This window comes from Polaromonas sp. (assembly GCF_049790275.1).
GTDB lineage: Bacteria > Pseudomonadota > Gammaproteobacteria > Burkholderiales > Burkholderiaceae_C > Polaromonas.
In genome coordinates, this window is sequence record NZ_JBAQYR010000131.1 from 1 (window position 1) to 20,174 (window position 20,174).

A 20,174-nucleotide genomic window follows, 5' to 3' on the forward strand; every position below is an offset into this window, starting at 1 on the left:
TCACCGGCAACATCACCGCCAGCGGCAGTGCAGCCAACGGCACCAACCAGGCCGGCGGCAACGCCGGGGTGGTGAGCATCACCGGCAGTGGCACGCTGAATACGGCCGCCATCGCTGCGCAGACCGGTGCCGCCACCGGCACCGGAGCTGGGGGTACCACCGGCAGCATCGCATTGACGGGCACAACAGTGACGGCGGGTGCTTTGACCACCACAGGCGGCAGCAACGGCGCGGGGGGCAATGTCAGCGCAACGGCCAGCACAGGATTGCTCAATGTGACAGGTGCCATCACCACCTCGGGTGGTACAGCACTGACCAACACAGCGGGCCGCAGCGCCGGCACGGTGACGCTCGCAGGCAATTCGGTCACCACCGCTGCGATCACGGCCAACGGCACGGCGGGCAGCGGTGCGAACATGGCCGGCGGCAATGGTGCCGCCGTGACGGTGACGGGCAGCGGTGGCAACGTTTCGGTCGGCGCCATTTCGGTGACGGGTGCCAATGCAGGCACAGGCAGCGCCAACGGCGGTAATGCCGGCAGCATCACGCTGGACGCGGGCGGCGCGACGCCTCTCATCACGCTCAATGGCAACCTCACGGCTACCGGCGGCAACCGTATTGGCGCCGGCACGGCCGGCAGCGGCGGCCAGGTCTGGGTCAAGGACGCGGCGGCACAAACCGCAAACCTCACGGTCAACACCACGGGCGGCACGACGGGCGGCACCGGGGGCGCCATCCGGCTGGACGGTGCCCTGAATGAAGACGCCACGGCGCGCACATTGACATTGACCGCCGGTACCGGGGCCGTGACGCTGGCGGGTGGTACCGCCACCAGCGCTGTGACCACCTTGAGCGCGACGGGCGCCAGCATTGCGCTCGGCTCGGTGCAAACCAAAGGCACGCAGAGCTACACCGGCGTCACCAGCCTCAACGGCAATCTGGCAACACTGGGCACGGCAGGCGCAGACACCATCACCTTCAACAGTCCGGTGACCCTGACCGGAAATTCTTCGATCACGACGGCCGGCGGCGCGGGCGACAACATCGTCATCGCACAAACCATCAACGGTGCCCACGATCTCACACTGAATGCCGGCACCAGCGGCAACATCACCACCACGGCCGGCATCGGGCAAACGACGGCCCTGGGCGCCTTCAGCGCGACAGGTGCGGCTGTCAGCCTGGGGGCGGTCCGCGCAGCAGGCATCGTGGCCCGCAGCACCATCGGCAATCTCACGCTCACCGGGACCCAGACCGCCACAGGCGGTGGGGATTCTGTGGTGCTGGTGGCCAAACAGAATTTCGTCAACAACGTTGGCGCTGCTGCCATCAATTCCGGCCCGGGCCGCTGGCTGGTTTATTCAACCAGCCCGACAAGCGATACCCGCAATGGCCTGGTCGCGAACTTCAAGCAGTACAACGCCACCTACGGCGACACCATCCTTGGCACCGGCAATGGGTTCCTCCATACAGTGGCGCCGACCGTTACCGCAGGCCTCACCGGCGCGGTGACCAAGGTGTACGACGGCAACACCAACGCCACACTGACGGCGGGCAACTACACCAGTTCCGCGGGCATCGACGGGGATGTGGTTACCCTGAACAACCCGACCGCCGGCAATTACGCCGACAAGAATGTGGGTACAGGCAAGACCGTCAGCGTATCGGGCATCACCGCCAGCGCATCGAACGGCGCAACAACCGTCTACGGTTACCAGGTGTCCGGTGGCGGCACAGCCACCGGGAACATTGGCGACATCACGGCGCGCGCCTTGACCGTCAGCGCCACGGGCACCAACAAAGCCTATGACGCCACGACCAACGCAGTGGTCGGCCTGTCGGACAACCGGGTCGCAGGGGATATTCTGACGGCCAGCAGCACGGCAGCGAGTTTTGTGGACAAGAACGTTGGCGTAAACAAAGTGGTTAACGTGACCGGCATCAACGTGACCGGCACCGACGCCGCCAACTACACCTTCAACACCGCGGCGGCGACCACTGCCAACATCACCCCTGCAACCATTGCCGGCGTGACCGGCATCACGGCCAATACCAAGGTGGCTGACGGCAACACCGCAGCCGCGCTGAACACCGGTGCTGCCGGCTTCACCGGGATGTTCGGCGGCGACGTGCTCAATGTTGCGGCAGCCACCGGCAACTTTGACACCGCGGCGCCCGGTATTGACAAACCGGTAGCCATCACAGGCATTGCGCTTGGCGGAGCGGATGCGGGCAATTACGTCCTGGCCAGCAACACGGCAAGCACGGTGGCCACCATTGTGGATGCGGCAGGCCAGGGGGGTGCGTTCCGGCCATCGATGGCTTCGTCCATCACCTTGCCGACCGCTGTACTGGCACCTGCCTCCGCCGGTCTTTCGGTGGCGGCCATGAACGCCCTGCTGGAGTCCGCTCCTTCCGCCGCCGGGCCTTGCGCCGATCCGGAGACTGCCTGTGCAGCAGCTGATTCGGCCGTGCTGGTGCAAACCCTGCGCGAGCCAGTTGACCAGCGCCCCGGCATTGTTTCAGTGGGTGTTTCCAGCGAGCTGGTGTCAACCGGCGCGGCTTTCCGGTTCGCCTTGCCCAAAGGCCTGATGGTCATGGCCGGTGATGCAGCGGTGGAGGCCACCACGCTTTCCGGCAAACCGCTTCCGGCCTGGTTGCGGTTTGATGCGGTCTCGGGTGCGTTCACCGCAGCCGGTGTGCCTTCTGGTGCGCTGCCGCAGCAGCTTCGTGTCGGCCTGGGGGCTCGTTCCGTGGTGTTGACGATGTCCGAAACGGCAATGGCGGCCCCGGCGCTACGTAATGCCGCAGCAAAGCCTTCGCCTCAGGGCGGTTAGGCGCTCCCCGACCGGCACCTCTGGCGAGCCCAGACCTTGCGTCGTGTGATCCACGGGGTGCTTTTGCGAACCTTCAAAAACGCCCGGCGAGTGACGGTGGCGGAGTAGCAGTTCGTCTGGTTTGGAAATTGCAAAAAGTGGCAATATAGCCCAAAATGGGCCATACAGGAGATCATCATGGCCGCACCCAGCAATTTTGCCTCTGTCAAACTCCCCATCGATCTTGTAGAGCAGGCGCGGGAAGCCGCTCAGCCCTTGCGACGCTCGGCCGCCGGGCAAATCGAGTACTGGGCCACGCTCGGCCGGGTGGTTGAACATTCAGGCCTGACCGTGCAAGAGGCTCAGACTGCGATTGAGGTGTATGAGGCTGCTGCGCGCAAGGCGCGCGCCAAAACAGGCCGTCCCGCGACCGGCAAGACACCGAAGGCGCCAGGCACCCTGGATGCTTTGGCCGAGCGCTTGATAGAGATCAGCTCCAATGGCACGCTGCAAGCCCACGTTCGCCGGATCGTTGAGGAAAATAGGCAATTGGCAGTGCAGCGGACTGCTGCTTGACCCCGCCCATTTTTCATCTGCTCGCGGGCCCCAACGGAGCTGGCAAATCCACTCTCTACCGTGCCTTGGTTGACAGCGGCACCATAGCCCGCGAACTGGAGTTTGTGAACGCTGATCTGTACGAGAAAAGCCATTTGCAAAACGTCCTGGACTTGCAAAAACGATCAGAGGCAGCGCGTGACTGGGCCGATGCACGGCGCCAGGCATTGCTGGAAGACAAAGTTGGGTTTGTGAGCGAAACCGTCTTCTCACATGAGTCCAAATTGAGCCTTGTCAGCCATGCCCAATCGCTGGGTTACCACGTCGTTCTCTACGTCGTGTCCGTGAACAATCCGCAGCATTTGCTGGCACGAGTGAGGCAGCGAGTTCAGGAGGGTGGCCACCATGTTCCGGCAAGACGCATTCTTGAGCGCTACCCGCGCACCATGGCCAACCTCAAGAAAGCGGTCCGCCTGGCGGACCTTGCCTTTGTCTACGATGGCGCCGGGGTGGAGCGGGGGGCGCCCACGCTGGTGGCTGTGTGCAAGGCAGAGCAAACGACCTTGCTGGTGAAGAAGCTGCCGCTATGGGCGGCTGCGATGCTAGCTACCGATTGATTCAGAGCACCTGCCAGCCCAATCATCACCGCATCAACGCCTCGATCTCATCGGCCTTCACAGGCACTCCGCGAGTCATCAACTCGCAGCCCTTGGCCGTGATCAGCGCGTCGTCTTCAATGCGGATGCCGATGTTCCAGAACTCCTTCGGCACCCCTTTGCCTGGCCGTACATAAATGCCGGGCTCGATGGTGGTGACCATGCCCGGCCGCAGGATGCGTGAAGGCTTACGCATCACCGTCTGGCCCAGGGCGTCTTTTTCCTCGCGTGGTTTGCTGCCGGGCTCGGTGTAGTCGCCGCAGTCGTGCACGTCCATGCCCATCCAGTGGCCGGTGCGGTGCATGTAGAACTGGCGGTAGGCGCCCGATTCCAGCACGTCGTCGACCTTGCCGTGTTTCTTTTTGTCGAGCAGGCCGGTGTCCAGCATGCCCTGGGCCAGCACGCGCGTCGCTGCATCATGCGGGTCCATGAAACGCTTGCCGGGTTTGGTGACTTTCACCGCTGCATCCTGTGCGGCAAGGACGATGTCGTACAGCGTGCGCTGTGCGGGTGTGAACTTGCCATTGGCCGGAAAGGTGCGCGTGATGTCGCTCGCGTAGCCGTCGAGTTCGCAGCCGGCGTCAATCAGACACAGCTCACCGGGTTTGAGTTCGGCGTCACCCGCACGGTAATGCAGCACGCAGGCGTTGGCACCTGCCGCGACGATGCTGGTGTAAGCCGGGTACTGTGAGCCATGGCGACGGAACTCGTGCAGCAGCTCGGCCTCGAGGTGGTATTCACGCAGGTCGCCTTTGACACCCTGGCGCAGCATGGCCGCCGAGGTTTGCATGGCGCGCACATGGGCGCCTGCAGAAATCTTGCCGGCACGCCGCAGGATCGCAATTTCATGCGTGTCCTTGACCAGCCGCATTTCATCCAGCAGCTTGCACAGGTCGTGCTGGCTCTGGGGACATTCAGCGCCGAAGCGCACGCGGGCGCGCACCTTGGCCAGCCAGCCATCCACCTGCGTTTCCAGGCCCTGGTGTGTGGCAAACGGAAACCACACCGCGTTCTGGTTGGTCAGCAGGGCCGGCATTTTTTCTTCGAGAGCTTCGGTGCTGAAAGCGGCATCGACGCCCAGCGCGGCCGGTGCAGCCTTCGGGCCCAGCCGGATGCCGTCCCAGATCTCGCGCTCCAGGTCCTTGGGCCGGCAAAACAGCGTGCTCCTGCCGCTCGCTTCAATGGCCAGCCAGGCGCCGGGTTCGCTGAAGCCGGTCAGGTAATAGAAGTAGCTGTCGTGGCGGTAAGCGAAGTCGCTGTCGCGGTTGCGTGCCACTTCAGGGGCCGTTGGCAGCAGGGCCATGCCGCCGCCGGCAGTTTTGAGCGCGCGTGCCACGGCGGCGCGGCGTTTTTCGTAGATGGTGGTCATGGGTAAAAGCGGTTTCCTAACGGGGAATGTTCAGCTCGGCCAGACGCTCGGGCGTGCCCACGTCGGTCCATGGCCCTGAATATAGCGTTGCGCTGACATGGCCGCTTTGCATGGCCTCGCGCAGCAGCGGTGCCAGTGCGGCTTTTCTCCCGGCCGGCGTATGTTGGAACAGGGCCGGGCGGTACAGGCCCACAGTGCTGTAGGTGAATTTTTCATCCGCCTGCGACAGCGCCAGGCCAGTGCTGCTGATGCCGAAGTCGCCTGTCGGGTTGTGCGGCGGGTTGCGCACCAGGTAAATGTGTGCCAGCGCAGCGGATGCAGCAAACCGCTGCGCGTCGGGCGCCGGAAAATCAAAGCCCGGCATGTACACGTCACCGGCGACCAGCCAGAAGGGTGCGTCCCGCAGCAGCGGCAGCGCGGTGGCGATACCGCCCGCGGTTTCCAGTGCCCCGCCAAAAAGCGCGCCTTCATGCGAATAGCGGATGCGCAGGCCCCAGGCGCTGCCATCGCCGAGCGCGGCCGGAAACTGGTCTTCGAGCCAGGCGGTGTTGATCACCACCTCCTTCACACCGGCGCGTGCGAGGCTGTCCAGGTGCCAGGCAATCAGCGGCCTGCCCTGCACTGGCAGCAGCGGTTTGGGCGTTTGGTCGGTCAGCGGGCGCATGCGTTCGCCGCGTCCGGCGGCAAGAATCAGGGCTTGGGTGCTCATGGTGGCCTGAATTATGACGGGTTATGAGGCCAAATTGGCCGTTAGCCCACAGGGGACGGGCGCGACCAGCTACCAAATTGGTAGCGTTTGGGCGAGGCAACCCGGCTGCAGATCGCGCACGGTGGCATCCCGTAAAATCAGGGGTTTTCCCGAGTGCCCGGTTAGCCGGCCCCCGGGCGCCGCGACCCTTCTCACACCCTGGACTCCAAGCAATGGCTGACACCTCCCCATCCCTCATGGCCAACTCCATCCGCGCTCTGGCCATGGATGCCGTGCAGCAAGCCAATTCCGGCCACCCCGGCGCACCCATGGGCATGGCCGACATGGCCGTTGCCCTCTGGGGCCAGCACCTCAAGCACAGTCCGCACAACCCGCAGTGGTTCAACCGCGACCGCTTTGTGCTGTCGAACGGCCACGGCTCCATGCTGATTTATGCGCTGCTGCACCTGACCGGCTACCCACTGCCCATCAATGAACTGAAAAATTTCCGCCAGCTGCACAGCAAGACACCGGGCCATCCCGAGTTCGGCTACACCCCCGGCGTGGAAACCACCACCGGCCCGCTCGGCCAGGGCATCAGCAATGCCGTCGGCATGGCGCTGGCCGAGAAGCTGCTGGCGGCCGAATTCAACCAGGCCGACCACACCATCGTTGACCACCACACCTATGTTTTCATGGGTGACGGCTGCCTGATGGAAGGCATCAGCCACGAAGCCTGCGCACTGGCCGGTGCCTGGAAGCTCAACAAGCTGGTCGCCCTGTACGACGACAACGGCATTTCCATCGACGGCCAGGTTGCCCCCTGGTTCATCGACAACACCGCGCTGCGTTTTGCGGCTTACGGTTGGAACGTCATCGGCCCGATCGACGGCCACAATGTTGACGCTGTGTCGCGCGCGCTGGCCGACGCAAAAAACAGCGCCGACAAACCCACGCTGATCATCTGCAAAACCCACATCGGCAAAGGCTCGCCGAATCGCGCCAACACGGCCAAGGCCCATGGCGAGCCGCTGGGTGCCGAAGAAATCAAGCTCACGCGCGAAGCGCTGGGCTGGACATACGCCCCGTTCGATTTGCCCAAGGAAGCCTACGAGGCCTGGGACGCCAAGGCCAAAGGCCTGGCGCTGGAAGCCGCCTGGGACGCGAAATTCGCCGCCTACAAGGTGGCCCACCCCGAGCTGGCGGCAGAATTCACGCGCCGCATGAAGGGCGAGCTGCCCAGGGCCTTCTCGCAGATCGCGGTGGACACCGTGGTCGGTGCCCACACCAAGGCCGAGACCGTGGCTTCGCGCAAGGCCTCCCAGCTCGCGCTCGAAGCATTCACCGCCGGCCTGCCTGAAATGCTGGGCGGCTCGGCCGACCTGACCGGCTCCAACCTGACCAACACCAAGAGCACGCCTGCGTTGCGCTTTGATCTGGCCGGCAATGTGGCGATGACGGAGACAGCCGAAGGCGGCAAGGTCATCGGCCGTCATATCAACTACGGTGTGCGCGAGTTCGGCATGGCCGCCATCATGAACGGCATCGCGCTGCACGGCGGCTACATTCCCTACGGCGGCACCTTCCTGACCTTCAGCGACTACAGCCGTAACGCCATCCGCATGGCCGCGCTCATGAAGATCCGCGTAGTGCACGTGTTCACGCACGACTCCATCGGCCTGGGTGAAGACGGCCCGACGCACCAGTCGATCGAACACGCCGCCAGCCTGCGCCTGATCCCCAACCTCGACGTCTGGCGTCCGGGCGACACGGCCGAAACCGCCGTGGCCTGGGCCGTAGCCCTGCAGAACAAGGCCAGGCCAACCGCCCTGTTGCTGAGCCGCCAGAACCTCCCTTACGCACCGAAAGACGATCTCGGGCAAATCAGCAAGGGGGCGTATGTGCTCTCCGAGCCCACCGAAGTCGGTCTGAACAAAAAAGCCCAGGCTGTGATCATCGCCACCGGCTCCGAAGTGCAGCTGGCACTGAAGGCGCAGGAGCTGCTGGCCGCCCACAAGATTGCGGTGCGCGTGGTTTCCATGCCCAGCACCACCACCTTCGACAAACAGAAAACCGCCTACAAATCCGAAGTGCTGCCCGAAGGCATTCCACGTATTGCGGTGGAGATGGGCGTCACCGACGGCTGGTGGAAATACGGCTGCGCTGCCGTGGTCGGCATCGACACCTATGGCGAATCGGCGCCAGCCCCGGTGCTGTTCAAACATTTCGGCTTCACGCCTGAGAACGTGGCTGACACCGTGCGCAAAGTGCTGCTGTCCAGGTAGAACGCGTCCCATGCAACAACCGGAGTTCCCCGAGCTTGAAACGCCGCGATTGCGGTTGATTGAGTTGGATCATCAGCATGCACCCGCGCTGCTGGCGATTCATCAGGACGCGCATCATATGCGTCACTGGGGAGCCAAGCCGTTTGCCAATGTGTCTGCCGCGCATGAATTCATTTCTGCCTGCCGCGCAGGGTGGAAGCTGCAAGTCCCCGTCATGCGGTGGGCGCTGCAGCACCGGGCAACCGGTGAATTCCTTGGTACTTGCGGGCTGTTTAACTGGGACCAGCGCTGGCAAAAATGTTTTCTGGGGTATGAGCTGAACCCCAACGCTCAACGCCAGGGCTTGATGCGCGAGGCGTTGAAGAAAATCCTGACTTGGGGTTTTGAACGTGGCCAACTGCACCGCGTCGAGGCGCTCATTCATCCGGACAACCAGGCTTCGCTGGGTCTGGCTGCGCAACTGGGTTTTCAGGTGGAGGGCCGTTTGCGGGAAGTCGCATTCTGGAACGAAACCCGGCATGACATGCTGCAACTGGGGCTGCTTCAGCCCGAGTGGCAACCGTAATTCTTTAACTTACAGGAGTTTAAAAACATGGCGATCAAACTAGGTATCAACGGCTTCGGCCGCATCGGCCGCAACGTGTTGCGCGCCGCCGTGCAGAACTTCAGCGACATTGAAATCGTCGGCATCAACGACCTGCTCGAGCCTGACTACCTGAAGTACATGCTGCAATACGACTCTGTGCATGGCCGCTTCAAGGGCGAGGTATCGGTTGAAGGCAACACCCTCATCGTCAACGGCAAGAAAATCCGCCTGACCCAGGAGCGTGACCCGGCCAACCTGAAGTGGAACGAGATCGGCGCCGACATCGTGCTCGAGGCCACCGGCCTCTTCCTCGACAAGGCTTCCGGTGAGAAACACCTGGCCGCCGGTGCCAAAAAAGTCATCTTCTCGGCCCCGTCGAAAGACGACACGCCCATGTTCGTCTTCGGCGTCAATGACAAGACCTACAAGGGCCAGACCATCATCTCCAACGCCAGCTGCACCACCAACTGCCTGGCACCCGTGGCCAAGGTGCTCAACGACAAGTGGGGCATCAAGCGCGGCCTGATGACCACTGTGCACGCGGCAACCGCCACGCAGAAAACCGTGGACGGCCCGAGCAACAAGGACTGGCGCGGCGGCCGTGGCATCCTGGAAAACATCATCCCTTCCAGCACCGGTGCAGCCAAGGCCGTCGGCGTGGTGATTCCCGAGCTCAACAAAAAGCTCACCGGCATGTCTTTCCGCGTGCCGACTTCCGACGTGTCGGTGGTGGACCTGACCTGCGAGCTGAACAAGGAGGCCACGCTGAAAGAAATCTGCGCCGAAATGAAGGCGCAAAGCGAAGGCGCCCTCAAGGGCATCCTCGGCTACACCGAAGACAAGGTGGTGGCCACCGACTTCCGCGGCGAGACCTGTACCAGCGTATTTGATGCCGACGCCAGCATCGCGCTGGACGGCACTTTCATCAAGGTGGTGGCCTGGTACGACAACGAGTGGGGTTACTCGAACAAGTGCCTGGAGATGGTGCGAGTGGTGGCCAAGTAAGCGTACAACGCCCTGCAGAAAGCGCCCGGAAGGGCGCTCTTTTATTGGACGACCTGCGGCTCGGCGTTGGTATCCCGGCTCCGGGGCGCGCGAGAACCACCGACCCTTGAAAACCACAAGTCACCCAAACTCTCCTTGACCGCCTGCTGCCCATCGTCAACCCAGGACGACCACAGCCATTAACAATAGGTGGCATCTGCCGGATGCCGATATGTCGCCCTGCTCCCGCAGCGCCGCGGCGTGTCCGCATGCGTGAAACTGTTCATGATTTTTTTGCGGGCCCGTCTCCAGCCACTCCGCCCTGGCGCAGCCGGCCCGCGTGTAAAAGCGGGGCCGCTGTCAACGAAGCGCCGTGCTCAGCTGCCCAGCAGCTCCGGCGGCAGGGCCAATCCAGGCCGCTCGTCATCCCAGGCCATGGCGCTCATCTTCCAGCCTTCTGGCGTCTTGACGAACTGCGTCGAGATTACGCCACGGGCTTCAAAGCCTGCGTCGTTCATCGCGCCCTCTTTCGCATAGGCGCTGTAGCGGTGCGCGATGTTGCCGAAGACCTGCGTCGTTTGCGAAAGCTCCCACTCCCTGAAGCGCGTCAGTGTGCCGCTGTCTACCATGGCTTGCCGCGGTGCGATGAATTCGGGCACCGTCGATATCTCGGGCGTAGACGCCGTGTTCTTGATCAGCAGGCCGGACGCGATGAAGAGCGCATGAATGTTGTCGTAAGGTGGTGTTTCACCGGCTTCAAACGACACCGCGCGAAAGAATTGAGTGGCCAGGCTGTCGAGCTCACGTTTGACAGTGGCCTGGTTTTGGTAATCGTCCATGCATACTCCTTGTAGTGGGCCGGAGTTTAGGGGGTTGCCGTCCGGCATGGAGCCGTGTGGCCTTTCCCGGGGTGAGCGACAAGGCGCCCGTCGCGATGGCGATCAACAGGCGGCATGGTGAGGCTTGGCAGCGAATGGATCGCTTACAGGCTCTCCAGAAGCGGCTTCAAGGCGGTCCCGGCAAGGGCGATTGCGAGGGGATGCTTTAAAAATGCCTGCAGCCTGGACTTGGCATCCCTCTTTTCTTCTGGCGTGGTGTCTGACTTTTCGATCTGCTCGACGATATTCCCCAGCGCCACTTGCAGCTGCACGTCAATATCAATAATGGTGCTCTCGCTACGGCTGTTATCGATGTAAGTCGATTTGCCGCCAAACCAGGGAAACTGGATCACCACCGTAGCAGTGTCAACCTTGCCGAACAGCGTTTGCGGGTCCTGCTTCCTGAGGAAGCCTTCGAAATTTTCAAGGCCGAATGGCGTGAGTTCGAAAGCACCAAGAATCTCGTCGAGGTCTTGTACCGCGTCGGGGACAGGACACTAGCCGGCAACCGTCTTATTGCGCCGCCGGACGGATGTTCCTGATATTTCCGAGCTCCGGTACCCAGAGCCTTTTGAGTGAGCCGCGGCAGGCATGGGCGATGTCCAGCGAGAGCATCTCCAGTGCGGCAGCGTCGCCGGGGTTGCTGCCCAGCTGCTGTCCGTAGGCCACCATCGCCTCCTCGACATCTTCGTCCTCGACAACGGCCAGCGGCCCCCAGTAAAGCTGCCAGAAACGTGCAACCAGCTGCTGGTAGCCTGTTTCGTCGCTGGTTCGCGGAATCCGGGCAGTCGTCTCGGCAGCCTCGAAGTAGTACTTCATCTGCAGCTCGACAAAAGGCTTTTGTCTTTCGTGGGCCTGTTGTTCTGCGGACTGGATCAGCGCGACCTGTGCCTGGCTTCTGGCGGCGCTGATTTGTGCCATGTAGGCAATCACCGCGCTCACCACGGCGACGAGTCCGGCAACGATGGCAACCAGCAGCTCAGGGTTCATGCGCGATCTTCTTTTTTCCAAAGCCCAACCATAGGCCCGGGTGGCGTGGAGTTGCAGCGAAATATTCACCGGAATTTGCGGGAAATAGTGACGGAGTTTCAGCGCCCCGGCGGGCCGCCGCTTCGCCCGGCATTGGGCATGAAATCGGCCTTCAGCCCTTGCTGAGCGGGCGCAGACGGCTATCAAAAATGCAGCGTTTTGTTTTCGGACAGCTTGCGGATCGTCGATCCTGCCGGCCCGCAGATCAGCGAACCAGGACCAGCACCAGGCCGGCCACGGCGATGACGGTCACCAGCGCAGTCACACCGGCCAGCGTCAGCAGGCGCACGCGGTTGACCTCGGCACGCTGGATCAGCTGGGTGTTCTGCTCAGCCAGGGCCTTGATCAGTTCCGACGACGCGAGCATCTGCTCGTGCAGGTCCTGGACGGCGGTTTCCAGCGCCAGGGTTCGCGCCTGCAGGACGGCGGTGGCCTGGCCTTCCGGCGACAGCGGTGCGCCGGTGCCGGCATCAGGCAAGGTGCCGGTCGCTGGTGGTTTTTTTCCGACGGCATTCCATAGTTTTTTGGCACCGTCGGCCACCTTGGGCGCGTTCTTGATCACGTCGGACCAAGGGACCATCTGCAATACCGCCAGCCATCCAGTCGCCATGAAACCACCTCTTGTGAATGCGGCGCCGGTGACAGCCATCCGCGCCAGCCGAAAGGGCCAGGCCAGTTTACTTGCCTGCATCGCCCCGGCGGCACAAGCGCATGCCGCGCGGGGTACGCGCTGGGCCGGTCAGCCCGGCAACGTGTCAGGTGCCGGCGGTTTCCGGCACCTCGGCCGGCCTTTCTTCGCGCCCACCCGGATGCACGGCAAACCGCGCCGGGTCGCGCCCGTGCACCGGCGCGTCGCTGTCGAACGACCAGCCGCCGAACTGCGTGCGCTGGTAGTCGGCCATGGTCTGCGCAATTTCGGCCTGGGTGTTCATCACGAAGGGGCCGTACTGCGCCACCGGTTCGGCAATGGGCTTGCCCTGGAGCAACAAGAACTCGGCCACTTCATTGCCGTTGACCAGCTCAATCGCCATGTCGGCGCGTACCTCGATGGCTGCAGGGCTGCGCACATCCTGGCCGCCTATGCTGACCGACTGGCCCTTGAAAAAGTACAGATTGCGCCGCGTGCCCTTGCCAGCTGCGGGCAGCGTCCAGCGCGCGCCGGGCTCCATGCGCAGCGTCCAGATCGCCACATCGGCATCTGCCTGAGCCGCCCACGAGTCAGGCGGTGGCGCCAGCGGCGTGCCGGCGTCCTGCAGCCGGCCGGCAATCACGGCCACCTCGGTCGTGCGCCCTTCGCTGTCCCTGGCAAGCAGGCGCGGAATGTCCTGCGACCAGAACATCGTGAAGTGCGGCTTGCTCATCTTGCTGCGCGCAGGCAGGTTCAGCCAAATCTGGAACAGCTCCAGCGGGTTGTCGTTTTTCTCGTCGAGCAGGGGGAACATCTCCGCGTGCACGATGCCCTTGCCGGCCGTGAGCCACTGCACGTCGCCGCGGCCGAAGCGCGCGGTGGCGCCCAACGAATCCGAATGATCGATCAGGCCCTTGCGCACAATCGTGACGGTTTCAAAGCCGCGGTGCGGGTGTGGCGGGAAGCCGGGCACTTTTTCACCGTGGTACATGCTCCAGCCGTCCTTGCGGCTGAAGTCCTGGCCGATGGCGCGGCCGGCCAGCGAGGTGGCTGGCCCCAGGTCGGCATTGCCTTTGGGGTAGGCGTCGTCGTGGTAGGCGCAGAACAAAAAGGGGTCGATGGTTTCCCACGGAAAACCGAGGGGCTTGACCTGGAGAACAGGGCTGGCGGCGGAGCTGGCGGACATGACGGAGCCTTTCTGGCGTGAAACTTTCAAAGAACACATATAAGGTTACCCGGTGTTCTTTCAAGCTGCAGCGCTCGCCGTCCAGCGTGCCTTGCGCCCGGGTGACTACAAGGAAAATCGGCCTCCAGCCCTGGTACAGCGGGCGCTGGCAGCTATAAAGTCAATAGCGCTTCGAAAACAACTGCAGCCTCTGCAGAGTGTCCCGCCCGCTCAGGCCTTCAGCTTCCACCCCGTGCGGAAGATCCACCACACCGCGCCCAGGCACAGCACCAGGAAGCCCAGGATGGCCGCCGCGCTGATGCCCACGTTGACGTCGGCCACGCCGTAGAAGCTCCAGCGGAATCCGCTGATCAGGTAGACCACCGGGTTGAACAGGGCGATCTTCTGCCACAGCGGCGGCAGCATGTTGATGGAGTAAAACGCGCCGCCCAGAAAGGTCAGCGGCGTCACCACCATCAGCGGCACGACCTGCAGCTTCTGGAAGTTGTCTGCCCACAGCCCGATGATGAAACCGAACAGGCTGAAGGTCAGCGCGGTCAGCAGCAGGAAGCAGAGCATCCAGAAGGGGTGCGCAATTTCGTAGGGCACAAACAGGCGCGCTGTCGCCAGGATCAGCAGGCCCAGCAACACGGACTTGCTCGCTGCCGCGCCCACATAACCCATGACCACCTCCATGGACGACACCGGGGCCGACAGCAGCTCGTAAATCGTGCCTGACCACTTCGGCATGTAGATGCCGAAGGCGGCGTTCGAGATGCTTTCGTTGAGCAGCGACAGCATGACAAGGCCGGGGATGATGAAGGCGCCGTAGCCGATGCCGTCAATGTTGCCCATGCGTGAACCGATGGCCGCGCCGAAGACCACGAAATACAGCGAGGTCGAGATCACTGGTGAGGCGATGGACTGCATCAGCGTGCGGAAGGTGCGCGCCATTTCAAAGCGGTAAATGGCGCGGATGGCGTGCCAGTTCATGCGGCCTCCTTCGTGGCAGCAGGTGCGGTGGTGGGTTTGTCGGCATGCACCAGGCTCACGAAGATGTCTTCCAGCGAACTTTCGCTCGAATGCAGGTCCTTGAAGTCGATGTGAAGTTCGGCCAGCCGCTTGAGCAGTGCCGCAATGCCGGTTTCCTCGGTCTGTGTGTCGAAGGTGTAGACCAGGGTGTGGCCTTCGGCGGCCAGCTCCAGCGGCAGCCCCGCCAGCGCATCCGGAATGCGCTGCAGCGGCACCTGCAGCTGCAGGCTCAGCTGCTTCTTGCCGAGCTTGCGCATCAGCACGTCCTTGTCTTCCACCACGATCAGCTCGCCCTTGCTGATCACGCCGATGCGGTCGGCCATTTCCTCGGCCTCCTCGATGTAGTGTGTAGTCAGGATGATGGTGACACCGTTGCTGCGCAGCTCCCGCACCATTTGCCACATGTCGCGCCGCAGCTCCACGTCCACACCGGCCGTGGGCTCGTCGAGGAAGAGGATGGTCGGCTCATGCGACAGCGCCTTGGCAATCAGCACCCGGCGTTTCATGCCGCCCGACAGCGCCATGATCTTGCTGTCCTTCTTGTCCCACAGCGAGAGGTCGCGCAGCACCTTTTCGATGTACGCGGGATTGGGCGGCTGGCCAAACAGGCCGCGGCTGAAGCTCACGGTGGCCCACACGGTCTCAAAAGCGTCGGTCGACAGCTCCTGCGGCACCAGGCCGATTTTGGCGCGGGCTGCGCGGTAGTCGCGCACGATGTCATGCCCATCGGCCGTCACGCTGCCCGAGCTGGGCCGGACGATGCCGCAGACGATGCTGATCAGCGTGGTCTTGCCCGCGCCGTTGGGCCCGAGCAGGGCGAAAATTTCGCCGCGCCGGATGTCCAGGTCTACCGATTTGAGCGCATGAAACCCGGAGGCGTAGGTCTTGCTGAGTTGCTGGATCGAAATAATGGGTTGCACGCGCATCCTGATGTGTTGGTGCCGGAACAGGCCCGGCTGATTCTATAGAGTGCTGGTGAAAATTTCATGGCAAGGGCTTGTGGCCCTGGTGGCGGCGTATTCACACGCGCCGACCCGCCGATTCGGGACAGGCAGTGGTGCGGCCGTCCTACAGCCTGCAGGGTGCAGCGCGGTTAAGTTCAGTGTTCGTCCTTTGCATCTGCCCAGAAATCATTTTTGGAAGTTCATGGCCGAGGCAGAAAAACTGCCTGCGCATCACGCGCATTTTTCGTTCAACTCTTAAAGGACTCCCCATGAAATATTCCATCCTGCTGGTGGCACTGCTCGCTACCCTTGGCCTGACTGCTTGCGAACGTACCGTTGTGACACCGGCCCCCGAAGTCGTGACCGTGCCCGGCCCTGCCGGCCCCACCGGTGCCACCGGAAGCACGGGTTCTACCGGCTCCACAGGCTCGACCGGTTCCACCGGCGCCACAGGTTCCAGCGGCGGTGCCACCGGCGCGACGGGTGCCACCGGAGCCACTGGCGCGACAGGCGCCACGGGTGACAAGGGCACCACGGGCGACACCGTGATCGTCGTTCCGCAAAAATAAGTTTTGCGTCCGTGGCAGTGCCCTGCACTGCCCGCAAAAGACTCCGCCGTGACCGGCAGGGGCCTTTTTTGCGTGGGCACGCAAGAACGGCCTGCCGGTTTTGCTTCTTGCGCCGGCAGATGCGGTCATGAAGGCTGCGGACACTGGGGCACCTTTACAGGTAGCTGGTGATGGCCGGCGCGTCTGACCACTTGTCGTGCTTGCCATCCACATAGGTGATGGGGGCTGCGGCCAGTTCTTCGGGCGTGGCGTCTTCCAGGCAGCCCAGGTTCACGCCGTAGATCTGCTGGCCGTCCGGTGTGTTGCCGATGCCGAAGGCGCGCACCCCGCAATGTTTGCAGAAGAGATGTTCGTTGCGCATCGTGTTGAACCGATAAGAGGTCAGCTCCGCCTGGCCCGACAGCAGACGGAAATCTTCAGGCGCAACAATGGCCGGCCAGAAACGGTTACGCGCGCAGATGGAGCAGTTGCAGCGGTAGGTGCTAGTGGCCAGGTCAATGCCGGCTTCAAAGCGCACCGCGCCGCAGTGGCAGCTGCCGTGAAAAGTCTTTTTCATGGGGCTGTAAAAAATCAGGGCTTGGAATAACTGAGTTCCGGGTACCAGTCGGTGCCGCGGCCTTCCGGCGTGCTGTCCAGAATGGTCCACAGCGGCATCAGGTCGGGCGCGCCGCGCGGGTCCTGGCCCGGGTCGGCGGTGGCCATGCCCATCTCGCCGCTCCAGAAATGCCGCATGCTGCTGTCGTGCCGCGTGAAGACGTTGAAGGCCGGTTCGTCCGCGTCCTCTGCGCTCACATAGTCGCGCGTGTAGTCGCCGCTCACGTCCGAATACAGCTTCAGATGCCGCCAGCCGCGTTCCTTCTTGAAAGCCACCAGACGCTCGATGGGTGAGCGCGCCACCACGGCCAGCGCAACGCGCTGCATGACGTCCTCGGCCTCGCCATCCCAGGCCGAGAGCAGCGAGGTGCACATCGGGCAGGGCCGTTTGCGCTGCGGCCCGAACATATAGCTGTAGACGACCAGCGAGGGGTGGCCCATGAACAATTCGGAGAACTTCACCGGGCCGCTTTCTCCCATGAAGTCGTAGTCCTTCGGCAGCACGCCACCCGGCGGCAGTTCGCGCCGCTGTTGCGCCACGCGCTCGATGTGGCGCCTGAGCTCGATTTCCTCAGTGAGCAGCGCGTCGCGTGCGTGGCGGTAGTCGTCACTTTCATTGGGAAAACGAACCCCGTTCTTTTTCGCCAGTTCACTCGCCGGCGTCAGTGCTTGCTGTGTGCTCATGGTTACTCTCCGCTGATTGATCGGCGTGCCGTCTTGGTGGCCGCTCCAAAAAAAAGGCTACTTCACTCGGCGGTATGTCGCCGTCATGAAACGTTTCCAGCTGCCGTCCGGCTGCAGTGCTTGCGAATGCAGTGTCCGCTCGTTCCTGCTTTTGATGGTGATCACGTCCTGGTAGCGCGCCGTCTTGCCGTCGCCCGCAAAGCTGGGGCCTTCGGTGTCCAGCGTCAGCACCTTGCCGCCGGCATCCAGCGTGCCGCTGTAGACAAACATGTTCGACATCATGGAGCCGGTCCAGCTGCCGAGGTAGGTTTTTTTCTCCACGTCGTAACCCAGCGTCATCAGCATCTCGCCTGTGCCGCCACCGTGCATTTCGCTGGTGCCCTCGCAGACCACCCACAGCCCGCCCAGGCTGCGCACGTGTTCGGTGCCCGAGCTTTTCATGACCGGCTCGTCGGGGCCCATGTCGCAGTCGCCCTCCATCGTCCAGTCGCCCACCATTTGCTGAAGCCATTCATGCTCCTTTTGCGGCTTGGTTTCCATGTGCTGCAGCCAGTCATGATCTTTTGGTGGTTTGGTTTCCATTTAACAATCTCCTGAGAAAAAAAGAACGGCTGCTCCGTGGCCGACGTGTATTCGATTTCAGGCAGCTGTTTTTCATGAGGCCATCTGCGGCAGGTCGGACCACACCGGCCTGACCTCGATCGTGGCTGCCTTGGCCATCGGGTGGCTGGCGGCAATGTCAATCGCTTCCCGCTCGTCGGCGCATTCAATCAGTCCGTAAGCAGCCATTTTTTCCTTGCTGTTGGCGAAGGGGCCGGCGGTCAGTACGCGTTTGCCCTCCCGCACACGCACCGTCGTCGCTTCCCCGGGCGGTCGCAGCGGATTGCTCTGCTTCAGGATGGCGCGTTTTTCCATGTCCTTGACCCACATGCCGATCTCGCCCACCAGTGCAGGCGTGGGGACAAAGGACGCGTCGTGGCAGATGATCAGCAGATATTGCATTCGGAAGCGCTCCTTCAAGGCATAGGCAGCGGGTTGATCACCATCCAGGACACGCCAAAGCGGTCCACCACCATGCCGAAAGCCGTGGCGTAAAAAGTTTTGCCTATGGCCATCTGCACCTGTCCGCCCGCGCTCAGCGCCTTGAACAGGCGCTCGGCCTCGGCATCTGTCGGCACGGTGATCGTCAGCGAGATGCCCTTGAACTCCGCATTGCCAGAGGCCATGCCGTCAGACGCCATGACCGTTGTCTCACCAATGCGAAAACTCGCATGCAGGATTTTTTCCTCGGTACCGGGTGGCGGCGCGCAGCCGTTCGGGCCTGCCATGGGCTCCGGGTTTTCCTTGAAGCGCATCAGCCCGGTTATTTCAGCGCCCAGAGCTGTGCGGTAAAAATTCAGGGCCTCTTCGCAGCGGCCGTTAAAAAGCAGATACGGTTCGACTTTCATGGTGTGCTTTCTCGTGATGGGTAAGAAAAATAACAGGTACTGTTTCAGCAGGCGCTCACAGCGCGCGTCCGTCAAAATGTGTCACTGCAACGCTTGCCAGATCAAGATCTTCCAGACAGCGGATATTGATGGCTGCCATCTTGTTGCCCTGGGGATCTACACCTTCGCCGAAAGGGTGGATGCCGCATGTCGGACAAAACCGATGCTGGATGACATGCTTGTTGAAGACGTAGGTGCTGATGTCTTTTTCCGGCGTGAGCAGCCGCAGCATGTGGTGCGGCACAAACCACAGCAGTGAACCCTTGCGCGAGCAGATCGAGCAGTTGCAGGCCAGCGCCCCGGTGAGTTCGCCCTCCACTTCGAAGGCGATGTGGCCACAATGGCAGCTTCCCCTGTAATTCATGGCTCAGGCCTCTGCGTAAGCCTGTTGCAGGCGCTTCACGTCGATCTTGTGCATCTGCATCATGGCCTGCATGGTGGCTTTGGCCTTGGCCGGGTTCTTGTCCTGCAGCATGTCCCCCAGGACGGAGGGAATGATTTGCCAGGACACGCCGAACTTGTCCTGTAGCCAGCCGCACTGGTTGGGGGCGCCACCTTCGGACAATTTTTCCCACAGCTCGTCCACTTCCTCCTGCGTCTTGCAGTCGACAAACAGCGAAATCGCCGGCGTGAAGCTGAAGTGCGGGCCGCCATTGAAGGCAATCAGTTCCTGCCCTTCAATCTGGAAGCTGGCCGACATCACCGCGCCCTTGGGTGCGGGGCCGCCTTCCGCATAACGCATGACCTCGCCGGCTTTCGAGTTCTTGAAGATGGATGTGTAGAAGTTCATGGCTTCTTCGGCCTGGTTGTTGAACCAGAGGAAGGGGGTGATTTTCTGCATGGCGCGGCTCCTGAAAATGTTTGAAATGGTTGCGGCAGGTCAAAATCGGATGTATTGTGTACGGCGTCCACAAGAGAATAGCAAAGATAATGGACGCTGTCCACATTAAACGTAACAAAACAAAATATGCCCTTCCCATCGGTGACCCCGCCCCCCCGCAGCACCTACCGCCACGGCGACCTGCGGCGCGTGCTGCTGGAAGAAGGGATTGAGCTGGCGCGCACAGGTGGGCCTGATGCGGTGGTGCTGCGCGAAGCCACGCGCCGCGCCGGTGTGGCACCCAATGCCGCCTACCGCCACTTCGCCAGCCGCGAGGCCCTGCTGCAGGCAGTGCGCGCGGCGGCGCTGTCCGCGGTGGCCGCGGCCATGGAAGCCGAGCTGGCC

At 62.6% G+C, this 20,174-nt stretch carries 24 protein-coding genes; 8 read left to right on the forward strand and 16 right to left on the reverse strand.

Annotation, left to right across the window (positions count from 1 at the left end):
• The 3 genes from WA904_RS17880 to WA904_RS17890 form a co-directional block, all read left to right on the forward strand.
• Positions 1-2,837 (forward strand): beta strand repeat-containing protein (locus WA904_RS17880; RefSeq protein ID WP_425198475.1); only part of this gene is annotated, 2,837 nt, incomplete at its 5' end.
• 177 nt (positions 2,838-3,014) lie between these two features.
• Entirely contained in the window at positions 3,015-3,392 is a 378-nt protein-coding gene (locus WA904_RS17885) for a TA system antitoxin ParD family protein (RefSeq protein ID WP_425198476.1), read from the forward strand.
• Positions 3,389-3,988: a zeta toxin family protein gene (locus WA904_RS17890; RefSeq protein ID WP_425198477.1), complete on the forward strand. Its 600-nt coding sequence runs from the start codon at positions 3,389-3,391 to the stop codon at positions 3,986-3,988. The genes WA904_RS17885 and WA904_RS17890 overlap by 4 nt, the downstream gene beginning before the upstream one ends.
• A 25-nt stretch (positions 3,989-4,013) precedes the next feature.
• On the opposite strand, the gene WA904_RS17895 is transcribed toward WA904_RS17890, so the two are convergent.
• Positions 4,014-5,396, reverse strand: a complete 1,383-nt coding sequence (locus WA904_RS17895; RefSeq protein ID WP_425198478.1) for an aminopeptidase P N-terminal domain-containing protein — start codon at positions 5,394-5,396, stop codon at positions 4,014-4,016.
• A gap of 16 nt (positions 5,397-5,412) precedes the next feature.
• Positions 5,413-6,105, reverse strand: a complete 693-nt coding sequence (murU, locus tag WA904_RS17900) for an N-acetylmuramate alpha-1-phosphate uridylyltransferase MurU (protein WP_425198479.1) — start codon at positions 6,103-6,105, stop codon at positions 5,413-5,415.
• A gap of 212 nt (positions 6,106-6,317) precedes the next feature.
• Between murU and tkt the strand changes: the two genes are divergently transcribed.
• Genes tkt through gap form a run of 3 tightly spaced genes read left to right on the forward strand, consistent with a single transcriptional unit; the run spans position 6,318 to position 9,960 of the window.
• On the forward strand, positions 6,318-8,369 hold the full coding sequence (gene tkt / locus WA904_RS17905) for a transketolase (protein ID WP_425198480.1): 2,052 nt from the start codon (positions 6,318-6,320) through the stop codon (positions 8,367-8,369).
• Positions 8,370-8,379: 10 nt separating this feature from the next.
• Entirely contained in the window at positions 8,380-8,934 is a 555-nt protein-coding gene (locus WA904_RS17910) for a GNAT family N-acetyltransferase (protein ID WP_425198481.1), read from the forward strand.
• Between the two features lie 27 nt (positions 8,935-8,961).
• A complete protein-coding gene (gap, locus tag WA904_RS17915) occupies positions 8,962-9,960 on the forward strand; it encodes a type I glyceraldehyde-3-phosphate dehydrogenase (protein WP_425198482.1) in 999 nt (332 codons plus the stop codon).
• A gap of 356 nt (positions 9,961-10,316) precedes the next feature.
• Here gap and WA904_RS17920 read toward each other — a convergent pair whose 3' ends face one another.
• The 7 genes from WA904_RS17920 to WA904_RS17950 form a co-directional block, all read right to left on the reverse strand.
• Positions 10,317-10,778, reverse strand: coding sequence for a hypothetical protein (locus tag WA904_RS17920; RefSeq protein WP_425198483.1), 462 nt, complete (start codon positions 10,776-10,778; stop codon positions 10,317-10,319).
• A 143-nt stretch (positions 10,779-10,921) separates the two neighbouring features.
• Complete coding sequence (locus WA904_RS17925; RefSeq protein ID WP_425198484.1) at positions 10,922-11,170, reverse strand: hypothetical protein; 249 nt, start codon at positions 11,168-11,170, stop codon at positions 10,922-10,924.
• A gap of 160 nt (positions 11,171-11,330) precedes the next feature.
• Positions 11,331-11,807 (reverse strand): hypothetical protein, encoded by a 477-nt coding sequence (locus WA904_RS17930; RefSeq protein WP_425198485.1) that lies wholly within the window; start codon positions 11,805-11,807, stop codon positions 11,331-11,333.
• Positions 11,808-12,051: 244 nt separating this feature from the next.
• Entirely contained in the window at positions 12,052-12,456 is a 405-nt protein-coding gene (locus tag WA904_RS17935; protein WP_425198486.1) for a hypothetical protein, read from the reverse strand.
• A 145-nt stretch (positions 12,457-12,601) separates the two neighbouring features.
• Positions 12,602-13,660 carry a pirin family protein gene (locus WA904_RS17940; protein ID WP_425198487.1) on the reverse strand — a complete coding sequence of 353 codons (1,059 nt, stop codon included), beginning with the start codon at positions 13,658-13,660 and terminating at the stop codon, positions 12,602-12,604.
• A 210-nt stretch (positions 13,661-13,870) separates the two neighbouring features.
• Positions 13,871-14,632, reverse strand: a complete 762-nt coding sequence (locus WA904_RS17945) for an ABC transporter permease (RefSeq protein ID WP_425198488.1) — start codon at positions 14,630-14,632, stop codon at positions 13,871-13,873.
• Entirely contained in the window at positions 14,629-15,591 is a 963-nt protein-coding gene (locus tag WA904_RS17950) for an ABC transporter ATP-binding protein (protein WP_425198489.1), read from the reverse strand. The genes WA904_RS17945 and WA904_RS17950 overlap by 4 nt, the downstream gene beginning before the upstream one ends.
• Before the next feature lie 293 nt (positions 15,592-15,884).
• Between WA904_RS17950 and WA904_RS17955 the strand changes: the two genes are divergently transcribed.
• Entirely contained in the window at positions 15,885-16,184 is a 300-nt protein-coding gene (locus tag WA904_RS17955; protein ID WP_425198490.1) for a collagen-like protein, read from the forward strand.
• A 154-nt stretch (positions 16,185-16,338) separates the two neighbouring features.
• Here the strand turns inward: WA904_RS17955 and WA904_RS17960 are convergent, their stop codons facing one another.
• The 7 genes from WA904_RS17960 to WA904_RS17990 all read right to left on the reverse strand — a co-directional run bounded on the left by WA904_RS17960 (position 16,339) and on the right by WA904_RS17990 (position 19,790).
• Positions 16,339-16,740 carry a GFA family protein gene (locus WA904_RS17960; RefSeq protein ID WP_425198491.1) on the reverse strand — a complete coding sequence of 134 codons (402 nt, stop codon included), beginning with the start codon at positions 16,738-16,740 and terminating at the stop codon, positions 16,339-16,341.
• A gap of 14 nt (positions 16,741-16,754) precedes the next feature.
• The gene (locus tag WA904_RS17965; RefSeq protein WP_425198492.1) at positions 16,755-17,462 is read right to left on the reverse strand and encodes a DUF899 family protein; all 708 of its coding nucleotides are present in this window, start codon (positions 17,460-17,462) and stop codon (positions 16,755-16,757) included.
• A gap of 57 nt (positions 17,463-17,519) precedes the next feature.
• The gene (locus WA904_RS17970; RefSeq protein WP_425198493.1) at positions 17,520-18,044 is read right to left on the reverse strand and encodes a DUF1579 domain-containing protein; all 525 of its coding nucleotides are present in this window, start codon (positions 18,042-18,044) and stop codon (positions 17,520-17,522) included.
• Positions 18,045-18,116: 72 nt separating this feature from the next.
• A complete protein-coding gene (locus tag WA904_RS17975; protein WP_425198494.1) occupies positions 18,117-18,464 on the reverse strand; it encodes a YciI family protein in 348 nt (115 codons plus the stop codon).
• A gap of 14 nt (positions 18,465-18,478) precedes the next feature.
• Positions 18,479-18,910 carry a VOC family protein gene (locus WA904_RS17980; RefSeq protein ID WP_425198495.1) on the reverse strand — a complete coding sequence of 144 codons (432 nt, stop codon included), beginning with the start codon at positions 18,908-18,910 and terminating at the stop codon, positions 18,479-18,481.
• 55 nt (positions 18,911-18,965) lie between these two features.
• Positions 18,966-19,313, reverse strand: coding sequence for a GFA family protein (locus tag WA904_RS17985; RefSeq protein ID WP_425198496.1), 348 nt, complete (start codon positions 19,311-19,313; stop codon positions 18,966-18,968).
• 3 nt (positions 19,314-19,316) lie between these two features.
• A complete protein-coding gene (locus WA904_RS17990; RefSeq protein WP_425198497.1) occupies positions 19,317-19,790 on the reverse strand; it encodes a VOC family protein in 474 nt (157 codons plus the stop codon).
• 126 nt (positions 19,791-19,916) lie between these two features.
• Between WA904_RS17990 and WA904_RS17995 the strand changes: the two genes are divergently transcribed.
• On the forward strand, positions 19,917-20,174 hold a 258-nt coding region (locus WA904_RS17995; protein ID WP_425198498.1), incomplete at its 3' end, for a helix-turn-helix domain-containing protein.

Bases quoted from the DNA above. Each gene is read 5' to 3' on its own strand.
- WA904_RS17955 (WP_425198490.1), top strand. From the start codon at position 15,885: ATGAAATATTCCATCCTGCTGGTGGCACTGCTCGCTACCCTTGGCCTG.
- murU (WP_425198479.1), bottom strand. From the start codon at position 6,105: ATGAGCACCCAAGCCCTGATTCTTGCCGCCGGACGCGGCGAACGCATG.
- gap (WP_425198482.1), top strand. From the start codon at position 8,962: ATGGCGATCAAACTAGGTATCAACGGCTTCGGCCGCATCGGCCGCAAC.
- WA904_RS17940 (WP_425198487.1), bottom strand. From the start codon at position 13,660: ATGTCCGCCAGCTCCGCCGCCAGCCCTGTTCTCCAGGTCAAGCCCCTC.
- WA904_RS17935 (WP_425198486.1), bottom strand. From the start codon at position 12,456: ATGGCGACTGGATGGCTGGCGGTATTGCAGATGGTCCCTTGGTCCGAC.
- WA904_RS17990 (WP_425198497.1), bottom strand. From the start codon at position 19,790: ATGCAGAAAATCACCCCCTTCCTCTGGTTCAACAACCAGGCCGAAGAA.
- WA904_RS17945 (WP_425198488.1), bottom strand. From the start codon at position 14,632: ATGAACTGGCACGCCATCCGCGCCATTTACCGCTTTGAAATGGCGCGC.
- tkt (WP_425198480.1), top strand. From the start codon at position 6,318: ATGGCTGACACCTCCCCATCCCTCATGGCCAACTCCATCCGCGCTCTG.
- WA904_RS17965 (WP_425198492.1), bottom strand. From the start codon at position 17,462: ATGAGCACACAGCAAGCACTGACGCCGGCGAGTGAACTGGCGAAAAAG.
- WA904_RS17970 (WP_425198493.1), bottom strand. From the start codon at position 18,044: ATGGAAACCAAACCACCAAAAGATCATGACTGGCTGCAGCACATGGAA.
- WA904_RS17980 (WP_425198495.1), bottom strand. From the start codon at position 18,910: ATGAAAGTCGAACCGTATCTGCTTTTTAACGGCCGCTGCGAAGAGGCC.
- WA904_RS17960 (WP_425198491.1), bottom strand. From the start codon at position 16,740: ATGAAAAAGACTTTTCACGGCAGCTGCCACTGCGGCGCGGTGCGCTTT.
- WA904_RS17895 (WP_425198478.1), bottom strand. From the start codon at position 5,396: ATGACCACCATCTACGAAAAACGCCGCGCCGCCGTGGCACGCGCGCTC.
- WA904_RS17930 (WP_425198485.1), bottom strand. From the start codon at position 11,807: ATGAACCCTGAGCTGCTGGTTGCCATCGTTGCCGGACTCGTCGCCGTG.
- WA904_RS17985 (WP_425198496.1), bottom strand. From the start codon at position 19,313: ATGAATTACAGGGGAAGCTGCCATTGTGGCCACATCGCCTTCGAAGTG.
- WA904_RS17885 (WP_425198476.1), top strand. From the start codon at position 3,015: ATGGCCGCACCCAGCAATTTTGCCTCTGTCAAACTCCCCATCGATCTT.
- WA904_RS17910 (WP_425198481.1), top strand. From the start codon at position 8,380: ATGCAACAACCGGAGTTCCCCGAGCTTGAAACGCCGCGATTGCGGTTG.
- WA904_RS17975 (WP_425198494.1), bottom strand. From the start codon at position 18,464: ATGCAATATCTGCTGATCATCTGCCACGACGCGTCCTTTGTCCCCACG.
- WA904_RS17920 (WP_425198483.1), bottom strand. From the start codon at position 10,778: ATGGACGATTACCAAAACCAGGCCACTGTCAAACGTGAGCTCGACAGC.